The organism is Umezawaea beigongshangensis, from assembly GCF_016464305.1.
Lineage (GTDB): Bacteria > Actinomycetota > Actinomycetes > Mycobacteriales > Pseudonocardiaceae > Umezawaea_A > Umezawaea_A beigongshangensis.
Genome location: NZ_JAEIOJ010000003.1, coordinates 1 through 13,054, shown reverse-complemented (window position 1 = coordinate 13,054; position 13,054 = coordinate 1). Strand labels below are relative to the sequence as shown.

14 protein-coding genes are annotated in these 13,054 nt (G+C 74.9%); 12 read left to right on the top strand and 2 right to left on the bottom strand.

Features of this window, described 5'->3' with window-relative positions; genetic code table 11:
* The first annotated feature begins 15 nt into the window (after positions 1-15).
* Genes IMZ35_RS08195 through arfB form a run of 3 tightly spaced genes read left to right on the top strand, consistent with a single transcriptional unit; the run spans position 16 to position 1,886 of the window.
* The gene (locus IMZ35_RS08195) at positions 16-522 is read left to right on the top strand and encodes a SigE family RNA polymerase sigma factor (RefSeq protein ID WP_199440388.1); all 507 of its coding nucleotides are present in this window, start codon (positions 16-18) and stop codon (positions 520-522) included.
* Positions 519-1,445: a hypothetical protein gene (locus tag IMZ35_RS08190; protein ID WP_199440387.1), complete on the top strand. Its 927-nt coding sequence runs from the start codon at positions 519-521 to the stop codon at positions 1,443-1,445. Before IMZ35_RS08195 ends, IMZ35_RS08190 begins: the two co-directional genes overlap by 4 nt.
* A 9-nt stretch (positions 1,446-1,454) precedes the next feature.
* Complete coding sequence (gene arfB / locus IMZ35_RS08185) at positions 1,455-1,886, top strand: alternative ribosome rescue aminoacyl-tRNA hydrolase ArfB (RefSeq protein ID WP_199440386.1); 432 nt, start codon at positions 1,455-1,457, stop codon at positions 1,884-1,886.
* A 130-nt stretch (positions 1,887-2,016) separates the two neighbouring features.
* Here arfB and IMZ35_RS08180 read toward each other — a convergent pair whose 3' ends face one another.
* Positions 2,017-3,012, bottom strand: coding sequence for a LacI family DNA-binding transcriptional regulator (locus IMZ35_RS08180; protein WP_199440385.1), 996 nt, complete (start codon positions 3,010-3,012; stop codon positions 2,017-2,019).
* A gap of 138 nt (positions 3,013-3,150) precedes the next feature.
* On the opposite strand from IMZ35_RS08180, the gene IMZ35_RS08175 reads away from it, so the two are divergent.
* Genes IMZ35_RS08175 through iolD form a run of 9 tightly spaced genes read left to right on the top strand, consistent with a single transcriptional unit; the run spans position 3,151 to position 12,451 of the window.
* Positions 3,151-4,155, top strand: a complete 1,005-nt coding sequence (locus tag IMZ35_RS08175) for a Gfo/Idh/MocA family protein (protein WP_199440384.1) — start codon at positions 3,151-3,153, stop codon at positions 4,153-4,155.
* On the top strand, positions 4,152-5,051 hold the full coding sequence (locus IMZ35_RS08170; protein ID WP_199440383.1) for a TIM barrel protein: 900 nt from the start codon (positions 4,152-4,154) through the stop codon (positions 5,049-5,051). The genes IMZ35_RS08175 and IMZ35_RS08170 overlap by 4 nt, the downstream gene beginning before the upstream one ends.
* A 31-nt stretch (positions 5,052-5,082) precedes the next feature.
* Positions 5,083-6,090, top strand: coding sequence for a substrate-binding domain-containing protein (locus tag IMZ35_RS08165; RefSeq protein ID WP_199440382.1), 1,008 nt, complete (start codon positions 5,083-5,085; stop codon positions 6,088-6,090).
* Positions 6,091-6,109: 19 nt separating this feature from the next.
* Positions 6,110-7,156: an ABC transporter permease gene (locus IMZ35_RS08160; protein WP_199440381.1), complete on the top strand. Its 1,047-nt coding sequence runs from the start codon at positions 6,110-6,112 to the stop codon at positions 7,154-7,156.
* Positions 7,156-7,941 carry an ATP-binding cassette domain-containing protein gene (locus IMZ35_RS08155; RefSeq protein ID WP_199440380.1) on the top strand — a complete coding sequence of 262 codons (786 nt, stop codon included), beginning with the start codon at positions 7,156-7,158 and terminating at the stop codon, positions 7,939-7,941. The genes IMZ35_RS08160 and IMZ35_RS08155 overlap by 1 nt, the downstream gene beginning before the upstream one ends.
* The gene (iolC, locus tag IMZ35_RS08150) at positions 7,938-8,867 is read left to right on the top strand and encodes a 5-dehydro-2-deoxygluconokinase (RefSeq protein ID WP_199440379.1); all 930 of its coding nucleotides are present in this window, start codon (positions 7,938-7,940) and stop codon (positions 8,865-8,867) included. The genes IMZ35_RS08155 and iolC overlap by 4 nt, the downstream gene beginning before the upstream one ends.
* The gene (locus tag IMZ35_RS08145) at positions 8,864-9,799 is read left to right on the top strand and encodes a Cgl0159 family (beta/alpha)8-fold protein (RefSeq protein WP_199440378.1); all 936 of its coding nucleotides are present in this window, start codon (positions 8,864-8,866) and stop codon (positions 9,797-9,799) included. The genes iolC and IMZ35_RS08145 overlap by 4 nt, the downstream gene beginning before the upstream one ends.
* The gene (gene iolB / locus IMZ35_RS08140) at positions 9,765-10,643 is read left to right on the top strand and encodes a 5-deoxy-glucuronate isomerase (RefSeq protein ID WP_199440377.1); all 879 of its coding nucleotides are present in this window, start codon (positions 9,765-9,767) and stop codon (positions 10,641-10,643) included. Before IMZ35_RS08145 ends, iolB begins: the two co-directional genes overlap by 35 nt.
* Complete coding sequence (gene iolD, locus IMZ35_RS08135) at positions 10,640-12,451, top strand: 3D-(3,5/4)-trihydroxycyclohexane-1,2-dione acylhydrolase (decyclizing) (RefSeq protein ID WP_199440376.1); 1,812 nt, start codon at positions 10,640-10,642, stop codon at positions 12,449-12,451. Before iolB ends, iolD begins: the two co-directional genes overlap by 4 nt.
* Before the next feature lie 58 nt (positions 12,452-12,509).
* On the opposite strand, the gene IMZ35_RS08130 is transcribed toward iolD, so the two are convergent.
* Entirely contained in the window at positions 12,510-12,830 is a 321-nt protein-coding gene (locus IMZ35_RS08130; RefSeq protein WP_199440375.1) for a hypothetical protein, read from the bottom strand.
* Positions 12,831-13,054: the final 224 nt, after the last annotated feature.

Here is a 13,054-nt window from a genome sequence, read left to right as displayed (position 1 = left end):
CGAGGGGAGGCCGACGTGTCCGAACGCGACGACGAGTTCGCGGCCTACGTGGACGCACGCGCGCTGGTGATGCGCCGCACGGCGTACCTGTTGTGCGGTGACTGGCACCGCGCCGAAGACCTGGTGCAGACCGCGCTGACGAAGCTGTACGTGGCGTGGCCGGGGGTGCACCGCCACGGAGCTGTGGACGCCTACGTCCGCACGATCCTCGTCCGCGCGTCCATCGACGACTCCCGGCGCGCGTTCCGCCGCAGGGAGACCGCGGTGGAGGAACTGCCGGACGTGGCGGTGGACCGGGACGGTCTGGCCGAGGGACTGGACGTGCGCGCGGCGCTGGCGCGGCTCGCACCGGGCCAGCGCGCCGCCGTGGTGCTCCGGTACTGGGAGGACCTGGGCGTCACGGAGACCGCGCAGCTCCTGGGCCTGTCCGAGGGAACCGTCAAGAGCCAGGCCTCGAAGGGGCTGAGCGCGCTGCGCCGGCTCCTCGTCGGCGCCCGGCCGGTGTACGAGGAGCAGCCGTGAACCAGGACGAGGACGTCACCGCCGCGCTGTGGTCCGCGTTCGACCGCGAACCGCCGCTGGGGATCTCCACCGCCGACCTGATCCGCCGGGGGCGGAGCCGGGTGCGCCGTCGCCGGGCCGCGGCCGCCGCCGCCGGGGGGACGGCCGTCGTGGCGCTCGTGTTCGGCGCGGCGGCGCTGGCCGGGCCGGGCGGGCCGGTGCTGGAGGTGGGACCGGCCGGACCGGGTGACGTCCCGTGCGCCGGTGCGTCGTCCAGCGCACCGCCGTCCGGGCCCGCCGGGCTCACGACGGGTCGGCCGTCGGGGGCGGGTGTCCCGACCACGGGCAGGCCGTCCGGGACCGGTGCGCCCACGACCGGCCCGCCGTCCGGATCGAGCGGGCGGTCGACCCCCACCGGCGAGCCGAGACCCTGCGTCCCGCCGCTCACGCCGGAGCGAGCGGCCGAGCTGACCACCGTGCTGGCCGGGAACTGGCAGGTGCCGGCGGGGCTGACCGCGCGGACGTCGCCGTCGCGCTCCGGTGATCCGCTCGCGTTCGAGATCGAGGGCGACGACCAGTACGACGTGTCCGCGGACCTGGTGAACGGCGCGGGCGAGTCCGGGCAGTTCTTCGTGAAGGTCGCACCTCCGGGGGCGAACAGCGGCGAGGTCGACTGCGCGTACGCCGCCTCCTGCGAGGAGCGGACGGCCGGTGGGCGGACGGTGCAGCTCGCCCTGATCGACACGGGCGAGCGGCGCGCGAGGATCGCGCGCACCGAGCTGGCCGACGGGTCGGAGGTCTACGCGATGGCGTCCGCGACGTCGCTGAGGGCGTACGCCGAGCACGACGGCGGCGACGGTCTGCCCACCCTCACGGCGGTGCAGCCGCTGCTGTCGTTCGAGGAGCTGGTAAAGGTCGTGACGCTGCCGGAACTGCGGTTCTAGGCTGAGCGGGTGCCAGAGGACATCGTCGTGACCCGCACCCTGACCATCCCGGCCGGGGAGCTGAGCGAGCGGTTCTCCCGCTCCTCGGGGCCGGGTGGTCAGGGTGTGAACACGGCGGACAGCCGGGTCGAGCTGTCGTTCGACCTGGCGTCCTCGCCGTCCGTGCCGGAGCACCTGCGGGCCAGGATGCTGGAGCGCCTGGCGAACCGGCTGGTCGACGGCGTGATCACCATCGCGTCGAGCGAGCAGCGGGCGCAGTTGCAGAACCGGGCGGCGGCGCGGGAGCGGCTGGCGGCGCTGCTGCGCGACGCGGCGGCGCCACCGCCGCCGGTGCGGCGTCCCACCAAGCCGAGCCGGGGCGCGAAGGAGCGCCGCATCGCGGAGAAGAAGCGCCGCTCGATCACCAAGCGCGGCCGGGGCCGCGGCGGTCACGACGACTGAGCGCGCTGGTCGGCGTCCCGTCCAGACGTGGAGCCGCTCCGACCGGCCGGAGCCGCCGTGATCACGACGACGTCCACGCCGCCGTCCTCCGCCGCCCCGCGGCTCCCGCGACGCCGGGGGAGAAGGAGGTCTAGTCCGGTGGCGGGGCGGTGGTCGAGCGGACCACCAGCGACGGGTGCAGCAGGTGACGGGCCGGGTGGGCCCGCTCACCGCGCACCCGTTGCAGCAGCGACTCGGCGGCCAGGCGGCCGATCTCGTTGCGGGGCTGGTCGACCGTCGTCAGCGAGACGTGCCGCAGCGCGGCCAGCGCGGTGTTGTCGTACCCCACGACGGACACGTCCCGCGGCACGCGCAGCCCCGCCTCCTCCAGCGCCGAGACGGCGCCCACGGCGTTGAGGTCGTTGCAGGCCACCAGCGCCGTGGGCAGCTCACCCGCGGCCAGCAGCTCCCGCACCGCCCGCGCGCCGGCCGCGTCGGTGTACTCGCTGCTCACGATCCGTGCGGGCAGCCCGTGCCCGGCCATCGCGGTCAGGTACCCGCGGCGGCGCGCTCCGGAGCCGGAGCCCTCTCCGCCGTCGAGGTGGGCGATCCGGCGGTGGCCCAGCGACACCAGGTGGTCCACGGCCAGCGCGCCCCCCTGCTCGCCGTCGTCGTTCACGGTGTCCACACCGGACAGACGCGAGGAGCGGGCCACCAGCACGACGGGCAGCTGCGCCGCCGCGCTGCTGATCGCGGCGGAGGGCACCACGGGACTGAGCAGCACCACCCCGGCGGGGCGGAAGCTCAGCAGGCTCGTCAGCGCGCGCCGCTCCCGCGCCGGACTGCGGCCCCCGGTGTTGATGATGACGTCGAAGCCCTGCTCGCGGGCCATCACGTCGAGCCCGTCGATCACCTCGGCGAAGAAGGGGTTGTGCAGGTCCGACACCATCACGCCGAGCACGGTCGACGTGCGGCTCGCCAGCGAGCGCGCCATCGCGTGCGGGGAGTACCCCAGTTCCTGCGCCGCGCGCTGCACCGCGGCCCGCCGCGTCTGGCTCACCTTGGGCGATCCGCGCATCACCAGCGACACCAGGGCGCGGGAGACGCCCGCACGCCGCGCGACGTCCTCCATGGTCGGCCTGCCCACGCCACCTCCCGCTCCGGCGTCGCCACGGCAGATCCGCCCTTGACACCCCTGTGACCCACGTTACAGCCTGGTGACGCGCTCGTCAGTAGAGCGCTCTAACAGCTCTACCCCCTTCCCCCAGGACGGAGACCGGAGCGGATGCGGATCGGAGTCGCCGGAGTCGGCAGGATCGGGACCATGCACGCGGCCAACCTCACGACGCTGCACCGGGTCGACGAGGTGGTGCTGCACGACCCGGTGCCCGGCCGGGCGGCGGCGGTCTCCGCCGCGCTGCCCGGCACCCGGAGCGTCGACGACCTGCCCGCGCTGCTGGCCGCCAGCGACGGGGTGCTGCTCGCCACGCCCACCACCACCCACCCCGCGCTGCTGCGGGAGGCGCTCGCCGCTCGGGTGCCCGTCCTGTGCGAGAAGCCGATCGCGAGCGACCTCGCCGAGATGCGGGCGCTCGTGCGGGACGTCGAGTCCTCCGGGGTGGCGGTCCTGGTCGGGTTCCAGCGCCGGTTCGACCCGGCCGTGTCCGAACTGCACCGGCGCGTGCGGGCCGGTGAGGTCGGGGACGTGTACCTGGTCAGGGCCATCGGCAACGACGCGCGGCCGCCGGACCCCGGCTACCTGCCGGGGTCCGGCGGCATCTTCCGCGACCTGCTGATCCACGACCTCGACGCCGTGCCGTGGCTCCTCGGCGAACCGGTCGTCGAGGTCTACGCGTCCGGCTCGGTGCTGGTCGACCCCGCGTTTGCGGCGGCCGACGACGTGGACAACGCCGTCGTGCTGCTGAAGTTCGCCGGTGGCGCGCACGCCGTCCTGTCCGGCGGGCGGCACGACCCGCTCGGCTACGACCACCGCATCGAGGTGCTCGGCAGCCGGGACAGCCTCGTCGCCGGACTCGACCCGCGCACCCCGCTCACCTCGCTGGAGCCCGGCGGACCGGTCGCCACCGACGCCTACCCCGGTTTCCCCGAGCGGTTCCGCCGCGCCTACCTCAACGAGGTGGCGGTGTTCGCGGACGTCGTCGCGGGCGGCGTGAGCAACCCCTCACCCGTGCGCGACAGCCTGGTCAGCCTGCGCCTGGCCGAGGCGTGCGAGGAGTCCCGGCGCGGCGGCGTGCCCGTCCGGATCGCGGGCGCGGAGGTGCTCGCGTGACCGCCGCGGTGAAGGTCGCCGCGGCCCCGATCTCCTGGGGCGTCTGCGAAGTACCGGGCTGGGGCACCGTGCTGGACGCGGACGTGGTCCTGGGCGAGATGGCCTCGCTCGGCCTCCGCGCGACCGAGCTCGGACCGCCCGGCTACCTCCCGGAGGACCCGGCGCGGCTGCGCGCGCTGCTGGCCGCGCACGGCCTCGAGCTGGTCGGGGGCTTCCTCGCGATCGTGCTGCACGACGCCGACCGGGTACGGTCCTCTCTCGACGAGGCCGACCGGGCGGCCGCGTTGCTCGCAGCCGGAGGTGCCGAAGTGCTCGTGCTCGCGGCCGCCACGGGCCTGCACGGCTACGACGAGCGCCCCGAACTCGGGCGCGCCGAGTGGACGACGCTGTTCCGCACCTGCGCGGACGTCGCCGCGATCGCCGAGCGCCACGGCCTGCGCACCGTGCTGCACCCGCACGTCGGGACGCACGTCGAGCGCGAGGCCGAGGTGACGCGCTTCCTCGACGGCTCGCCGCTGCCGCTGTGCCTGGACACCGGTCACCTGGTGATCGGCGGCACCGACCCCGTCGACCTGGCCCGCCGTCACCCCGGCCGCGTCGGCCACGTGCACCTCAAGGACGTGCGCGCCGACGTCGCCGACCGGGTCCGCTCCGGCGACCTCGGCTACGCCGACGCCGTGCGCGAGGGCCTCTACCCGCCGCTCGGCGACGGCGACGTGGACGTGGAGCGGCTCGTGGGGTCCGTGCGCGACGCGGGCTACGAGGGCTGGTTCGTGCTGGAGCAGGACACGGCGCTCGGTCCCGACGACGCCGGGGACGTTCCCTCGCGGGACACCGCGCGGAGCCTCGCGCACCTCCACCAGATCGTCGGCCGACCACCGGCCGTCGGGGGCTGAACGCCCCCCGGTCCCCACCAGAGGAGAGACGATGACGTCCCACCGCGTCACGAAGAGGGGTGCGCGTGCGGGCGCGGCCCTGGCCGGACTCGCGCTGCTGGCCGCGTGCAGCGGCCCCGGCGCCTCGACGGACACGCCCGCCTCGGGCGGCCCGGACGGCGGTTCCGCCGACGGCGGCGGTCCGCTGCGGGTCGCCGTGATCACGCACGGCACCGCCGGTGACGCGTTCTGGAACGTCGTGAAGAACGGGGCCACCGACGCGGGCACGCAGCTCGGCGTCACGGTCGACTACCACGCCGAGGGCGACCCCGGCGCGCAGGCCAAGCTGATCGACAACGCCGTGTCGCAGCAGGTCGGGGGCATCGTGGTGTCGATGGCGAACCCGGACGCGCTGCAGACGTCGGTGGCGAGCGCGGTGAGGGCCGGCATCCCCGTCGTCACCGTCAACTCCGGCGCGGACCGCAGCACCGAGTTCGGCGCCATCGCGCACGTCGGGCAGGACGAGGCCATCGCGGGCCGCCAGGCCGGGGAGAAGCTCAGGGACGCGGGCAAGAAGAAGCTGCTGTGCGTGATCCACGAGGCGGGCAACATCGGCCTCAACCAGCGCTGCGACGGCGCGCGGGAGGGCTTCGGCGGTGAGGTGGCGAACCTCCAGGTCGACATCAACAACCCGGCCGACGTGGAGTCGCGGCTGCGGGGCGCGCTCCAGGCCGACACCGCGCTGGACGCGGTCCTGACGCTGAACCCGCAGGTCGCGCCGAGCGCCGTGAGCGCGGTGAAGAGCGCGTCGTCGTCCGCCGCCATCGCCACGTTCGACCTCAACGGCGACGTGGCCGACGCGATCAAGAGCGGTGACGTGCAGTTCGCCGTCGACCAGCAGCAGTACGAGCAGGGCTACCTGCCGATCGTGCTGCTCAAGCTGTACCGGGACAACGCCAACACCGTCGGTGGCGGCTCGCCGGTGCTGACCGGGCCGGGCTTCGTGGACCGGTCGAACGTGGAGAAGGTGGCCGAGTTCGCCGAGCGCGGCACTCGCTGACACCGTGGGAGTGGAGAGGATGGCCGTGGCAGCGCAAGCGCCACCCGGTGCGGACGAGCGGCTCGGGAGACCGGGACCGCTCGACCGCCTGATCGTTCGACCCGAGATCGGCTCGCTGCTGGGCGCGCTGCTGGTCTTCGCGTTCTTCTCGGTGGTGACCGAGCGGTTCCTCAGCCCCGGCGGCGTCGCCACGTGGCTCGACGACGCCTCCACGCTGGGGATCGTGGCCGTCGCCGTGGCGATGCTCATGATCGGCGGGGAGTTCGACCTCTCCGCCGGCGTGATGACCGCGTCGACCGCCCTGGTGACGGCGGTCCTGTCCACCAGGCTCGGCGTGAACGTCTGGCTGGCGCTGCTGCTGTCGCTGGTGTTCGCGCTCGCCGTGGGCGCGCTGAACGGGTGGCTGGTGATGCGCACCGGCCTGCCCAGCTTCATCGTCACGCTGGGCACGTTCCTCGCGTTGCAGGGCCTCAACCTGGGCGTGACGCGGCTGATCACCGGCACCGTGCAGGTGTCCGGGATGCGCGAGGCCGACGGCTACGCCTCCGCCGGGTTCCTGTTCGCCTCGACGATCACCGCGGGCGGCACGGCGTTCTACGTGTCGATCCTGTGGTGGGTCCTGGTCACGGCGGTCGCGGCGGTCGTGCTGCTGCGCACCCGCTTCGGCAACTGGGTCTTCGCCGTCGGCGGTTCCGCGGTCGGCGCGCGCGCCGTGGGCGTGCCGGTGACGCGCACCAAGATCCTGCTGTTCTGCACCACCGCGTTCGCGGCGTGGCTGGTCGGCTCGATCAACATCCTGCGGTTCACCAGCGTCCAGGCGAACCAGGGCATCGGCCTGGAGTTCCAGTTCATCATCGCGGCCGTGATCGGCGGCTGCCTGCTGACCGGCGGCTTCGGCTCGGCGGTGGGCGCGGCGATCGGCGCGCTGATCTTCGGCATGGCCCGGCAGGGCATCGTCTACGCCCAGTGGAACAGCGACTGGTTCCAGCTCTTCCTCGGCGTGATGCTGCTGGCCGCCGTCCTGGTGAACAACGCCCTGCGGCGACGCGCGGAGAGGGTGCGCTGATGACCACGCCCCTGATCGAGGTGTCCGGGATCGGCAAGACCCACGGCAGCGTCATCGCGCTCGACGACGTCTCCACTGTCGTCAACGCCGGTGAGGTCACCTGCGTGCTCGGCGACAACGGCGCCGGCAAGTCCACGCTGATCAAGGTCCTCGCCGGTGTGCACCGGCACGACCGCGGCGTCCTGCGCGTGCAGGGCGAGGAGACGACGTTCTCCTCGCCGCGCGACGCGCTCGACCGCGGCATCGCCACCGTCTACCAGGACCTCGCCGTCGTGCCGCTGATGAGCGTGTGGCGCAACTTCTGGCTCGGTTCGGAGCCCGTGGTCGGCTTCGGGCCGCTGAAGTTCCTGGACCGGCGGCGCGCTCGGGAGGTCACCCGCACCGCCCTGGCGGAGATGGGCATCGACCTGCGCGACGTGGAGCAGCCGGTCGGCACGCTGTCCGGCGGCGAGCGGCAGTGCGTGGCCATCGCGCGAGCCGTGCACTTCGGCGCGAAGGTGCTGATCCTGGACGAGCCCACGGCCGCGCTGGGCGTGAAGCAGGCCGGTGTGGTGCTGAAGTACGTGGCGCAGGCCCGCGACCGCGGTCTCGGCGTCGTGCTGATCACCCACAACCCGCACCACGCCTACCCCGTCGGGGACCGGTTCCTGCTGCTCAAGCGGGGACGCAGCCTCGGCAGCCACGACAAGGCGGACATCTCCGTCGAGGAGCTGACCCGGCAGATGGCGGGCGGGGCCGAGCTGGAGGCGCTGGAGCACGAGCTGCGGGGGGACGCGATCGGATGACACCGGACGTGCTCACGATCGGCCGGGTCGGCGTCGACCTCTACCCGGAGCAGAGCGGCGTGCCGCTGGCCGACGTGCGCACGTTCGCGAAGTCCCTGGGCGGGACGGCGACCAACGTCGCCGTCGCCGCCGCCCGGCTGGGGCGCTCCAGCGCCGTGCTCACGAAGGTCGGCCCCGACGGCTTCGGCGACTACGTCCGCCGGGCGCTCGCCGGGTTCGGCGTGTCGCCCGAGCACGTCGGCACCGCGCCCGGCCTGGCGACGCCGGTCGTGTTCTGCGCGCTCGACCCGCCGGAGGACCCGCCCCTGCTGTTCTACCGCTCGCCGATCGCCCCCGACCTGACGCTGACCCCCGACGACGTGCCGTGGGACGTCGTCGCGGACGTGCCGCTGCTGTGGGTCACCGGCACCGGCGTGTCGGCCGAACCGGCCCGCGCCACCCAGCGGGAGGTCCTGCTGCGCCGCGCCCGCCGCACCCACACCGTGCTCGACCTGGACTTCCGGCCGGTGTTCTGGCCGGACGCCGGCACCGCCCGGCGCGAGATCGGCTGGATGCTCGACCACGTCACGGTCGCCGTGGGCAACCGCGAGGAGGTGGAGGTCGCCGTCGGGTCGGCGGACCCGGCCGAGGCGGCCCGCCGCCTGCTGGACCGCGGGGTGCGGCTCGCGGTGGTGAAGAAGGGCGCGGACGGCGTCCTCGTGGCCACGCCGGACGGATCGTGGACCGTGCCGCCGCAGCGGGTGGAGGTGGTCTGCGGGCTCGGCGCGGGTGACGCGTTCGGCGGCGCGCTGGCCCACGGCCTGCTCTCCGGCTGGGCGCCGGCGCGGATCGCGCGGTACGCCGGTGCCGCCGGTGCGCTCGTGGCGTCCCGGCTGGCCTGCGCCGACGCCATGCCCACCGCCGCCGAGATCGAGGACCTGCTGTGATCCCCGACGAGCGGTGGGCCGACCTGCTGCGCACCAGGGCCACCGACCCCGGCGCGATCGGCCGCGCCTACGCGGCCCGCCGCCGCCGGTCGCGGCTGCTGTCGGAGCGCGGCACGCTGTTCCTCGTCGCGGCCGACCACCCGGCGCGCGGCGCGCTCGGCGTCGGCGGCGACCCGCTGGCGATGGCGGACCGCCGCTCCCTGCTCGACCGGCTGCTCACCGCCCTCGCTCACCCGGACGTGGACGGCGTCCTCGGCACGCCCGACGTGGTCGAGGACCTGCTGCTGCTCGACGGCCTGCACGAGCGAGTCGTGATCGGCTCGATGAACCGCGGTGGTCTCGCCGGGGCCGACTGGGAGGTCGACGACCGGTTCACCGCCTACGACCCCGGCTCGATCGCCCGCTGCGGCCTGGACGGCGGCAAGATGCTGCTGCGCCTGGTGGACTCCGACGCGGGCACGATCCCCACCCTGGAGAGCTGCGCGCGGGCGGTGTCCGCGCTGGCCGGGCTCGGCGTGGTGGCGCTGGTCGAACCGCTGCCGCACGAGCGCGACGAGACCGGGAAGCTGGTGCTCCAGCGCGACCCGGTGGCGCTGGCCAGGGCGTCGAGCGTCGCGGCCGGTCTGGGCGTCACGTCGGCGCACACGTGGCTCAAGCTGCCCGCCGCGCCGGACGCCGTGCTGGACACCACCACGCTGCCCGCGCTCGTCCTCGGCGGCGCGCCGTCCGCGCGCCCCGCCGACGACCTGGCGTCCTGGGGCCGCTCGCTGCGCCACCCGACCGTCCGCGGCCTGGTCGTCGGCCGCGCGCTGCTCTACCCGCCCGACGGCGACGTGGCCTCCGCGGTCGCGGCGGCCGCCGCCGTTCTGCGCACGGCGAAGGAGAGGGGACCGTCCGATGGACCTCCACCGACCACTGGGAACGCTCGCTGACGGCGAGGACCCCGTCCGGCTCGCGCCGGAGGACGCGGGCTGGACCCGCACCGGCCTGCGCGTGCTGGTGCTGCGCCCCGGCGCGGCGCGGACCCTCCGGACGGGCGAGTTCGAGGCGTTCGTCCTGCCGCTGAGCGGCGGCTGCGTCGTCGAGACCGGCGGCGAGCGCTTCGAGCTGATCGGCCGGGACACCGTGTTCAGCCGGGTCACCGACTTCGCCTACGTCCCGCGCGACGCCACCGTCGTGCTCTCCAGCGCCGCCGGGGCCGAGGTCGCGCTGCCGATGGCGCGCTGCGAACGCGCGCTGCCCGCCCGCTACGGCCCGGCGCAGGACGTGCCGGTGGAGGTCCGCGGCGCGGGCAGCGCCACCCGGCAGGTCGCGAACTTCGGGACGCCGGGCGCGTGGGACCACGCCGACCGGCTGATGGCGTGCGAGCTGATCACCCCGGACGGCAACTGGTCGTCCTACCCGCCGCACAAGCACGACGACACGTGCGACGTGGTGAACGAGGAGGTCTACTACTTCCGCGTCGCCGGACGCGACGGCGAGACCCCCTCGCGGGAGGGCTTCGGCCTGCACCGCACCTACACCGGCGACGGGGAGCTGGACGAGAACGCGGTCGTGCGCGACGGCGACGTGTTCCTGGTTCCGCGCGGCTACCACGGGCCGTGCGTCGCGGCCCCCGGCTACCCCCTGTACTACCTCAACGTCCTCGCCGGGCCGGGGGAGCGGTCGATGGCGTTCTGCGACGACCCGGCGCACAGCTGGGTCCGCGGGTCGTGGGAGGGACGGGAACCCGATCCGCGCTGTCCCGTCACGTCGGTGCTGGGGAGGGTCCGATGAGGCTGACCGCGGCGCAGGCGCTCGTGCGGTGGATGCTCGCCCAGCGCACCGAGCTGGTCGACGGCTCGGAGGCGCCGCTGTTCCCGTGCGTGTTCGCGATCTTCGGGCACGGCAACGTGCTGGGCGTCGGCGTGGCGCTGGAGGAGGTCCGCGACCGGCTGCCGGTGTGGCGCGGGCAGAACGAGCAGGGCGTGGCGCTGGCCGCCGTCGGACTGGCCAAGGCCGCCCAGCGCCGCCAGGTGGGCGTGGCGACGACGTCCATCGGCCCCGGCGCGCTGAACCTCGTCACGGCGGCGGGGGTGGCGCACGCCAACCGGCTGCCGCTGCTCCTGCTGCCCGGCGACACGTTCACCGGCCGCGCGCCCGACCCCGTGCTCCAGCAGGTCGAGCACTTCCACGACGCCACGGCCACCGTCAACGACGCCTTCCGCGCGGTCAGCCGCTACTTCGACCGGATCACCCGCCCCGAGCAGCTCCTGGCCACGCTGCCGCAGGTCGCACGCGTCCTCACCGACGCGGCCGACTGCGGCCCGGTGACCCTCGCGCTGCCGCAGGACGTGCAGGTCGAGCAGTGGGACTTCCCCGAGGCGCTGTTCCGGACCGTCGTGCACCGCCCGCAGCGGCAGCGCCCGGACACCCGCGCCCTGGCGACGGCCGCCGGAGTGCTGCGCGCCGCCGCCCGGCCGCTGCTCGTCCTGGGCGGGGGCGTGCGCTACTCCGGCGCGGCGGGCCGGGCGCTGCGCTTCGCCGAGCGGCACGGCGTGCCCGTCGCCGAGACCACCGCGGGGCGCACCCTCGTCCCGCACGAGCACCCGCTGCACGCCGGGCCGCTCGGCGTCACCGGCTCGGCCTCGGCCAACGCGCTCGCGGCGGAGGCGGACGTGGTGCTCGCCGCGGGCACGCGGTTGCAGGACTTCACGACGGCCTCGTGGACGGTGTTCGCGCCGGACGTGCGGATCGTCTCGCTGAACGCGGCCCGGTTCGACGCGGTCAAGCACGGGGCCACCGAGCTGGTGGCCGACGCCGACGAGGGGCTGCGGGAGCTGACCGACCTGCTCGGCGACTGGCGGGCACCGGCCGCGTGGTCCGCCCGCGCCGCGGCCGAGCGGATGAGGTGGGACGCGCACGTGGACGGGCTGCGGGCTCCCGACGGCGGCGAGCTGCCCACGTACGCGCAGGTCGTGGGCGTGGTCAACGACCTGAGCGGCCCGGACGACTACGTGCTGACCGCGTCCGGCGGGCTGCCGGGCGAGCTGATCGGCGGCTGGCGCGCTCGCGGCGAGTCGACGGTGGACGTCGAGTACGGGTTCTCCTGCATGGGCTACGAGCTGGCCGGGGCATGGGGCGCGGCGATCGGCCGCACCGCCGGGACCGTCACGACGCTGCTCGGCGACGGCTCCTACCTGATGCTCAACTCCGAGCTGTACTCGGCGGCGTTCGCCGGGCACGGCTTCGTGGCCGTGGTCTGCGACAACGGCGGGTACGCGGTGATCCACCGCCTCCAGACCGGGCAGGGCGCCACCGGCTTCAACAACGTCTACGACGACTGCCGCACCTCGCACGCCGTGCCGCCGCGGGTGGACTTCGCGGCCCACGCGGCGGCGCTGGGCTGCGCGGTGTTCCCCGCCGCGGACCTGGACGGCCTCGCGCGGGCGTACGCACGGGCCCGCGAGGCGGCGGCGACCGAGCACCGGCCCGCGGTGGTGGTCGTGCGGACCCACCCGGCGAGCTGGACCGAGGCCGGCGCCTGGTGGCAGGTGGGCGCCGCCGTCCCGCCCGTCCCGCAGTTGCGCTACCTGGCCCTCTGACCGCGGACGAGGCGTTCGCGGGGCCGCTGGTGGACTCCTCCGCCGGACCAGGAGGGGATCAGCGGCGGAGCTGGGCGGCCAGGACCGCGCGCAGGTCCCGCACCAGGGTCGGCTGCTCCCACAGCAGGCCGTTGATCGTGCGCCGCCACTCGGCGGCCACGTCCACCCCGGCCTGTTCCCGCAGCTCGGGCTGGAGACGGACCAGTCTGCCGCGCGACGCCTCCAGCCTGGCGTTGATCACCTGCGCGCGCCGCGGGTCGCCGCCGGACAGGACGTTGGCCACCTGGTTGCGCAACCGGGGCCAGTCCTCGTCGTCCATCGCCCCGACGAGGCTCGCCGCCACCACTCCGGCGGTCGCGTGCAGCGCTTCCTCCCGCATCCCCTCAGCCTCGGCCGCTCGTGGTGCGCGGAGCGGACGCGCTGGGAGCGCGGCCGATCCGGCGCGGCCAGCGGTCCGGGCCGGTCCTCGCAGCGTGATCACGCAGGTCGTGGGCGACCGGGGGGCTGGCGGAAAAAGTGGTCACTTAGAGCCGGTCTCACGTGGCGGTGACGGTGCTGGGATGATGTGGTGCCGTGGTCGATCAGTTGTCGTCGCGGTTGGTG

Bases quoted from the DNA above. Each gene is read 5' to 3' on its own strand.
- IMZ35_RS08175 (WP_199440384.1), top strand. From the start codon at position 3,151: ATGCGGATCGGAGTCGCCGGAGTCGGCAGGATCGGGACCATGCACGCG.
- IMZ35_RS08160 (WP_199440381.1), top strand. From the start codon at position 6,110: ATGGCCGTGGCAGCGCAAGCGCCACCCGGTGCGGACGAGCGGCTCGGG.
- iolD (WP_199440376.1), top strand. From the start codon at position 10,640: ATGAGGCTGACCGCGGCGCAGGCGCTCGTGCGGTGGATGCTCGCCCAG.
- iolB (WP_199440377.1), top strand. From the start codon at position 9,765: ATGGACCTCCACCGACCACTGGGAACGCTCGCTGACGGCGAGGACCCC.
- IMZ35_RS08165 (WP_199440382.1), top strand. From the start codon at position 5,083: ATGACGTCCCACCGCGTCACGAAGAGGGGTGCGCGTGCGGGCGCGGCC.
- IMZ35_RS08155 (WP_199440380.1), top strand. From the start codon at position 7,156: ATGACCACGCCCCTGATCGAGGTGTCCGGGATCGGCAAGACCCACGGC.
- IMZ35_RS08130 (WP_199440375.1), bottom strand. From the start codon at position 12,830: ATGCGGGAGGAAGCGCTGCACGCGACCGCCGGAGTGGTGGCGGCGAGC.
- iolC (WP_199440379.1), top strand. From the start codon at position 7,938: ATGACACCGGACGTGCTCACGATCGGCCGGGTCGGCGTCGACCTCTAC.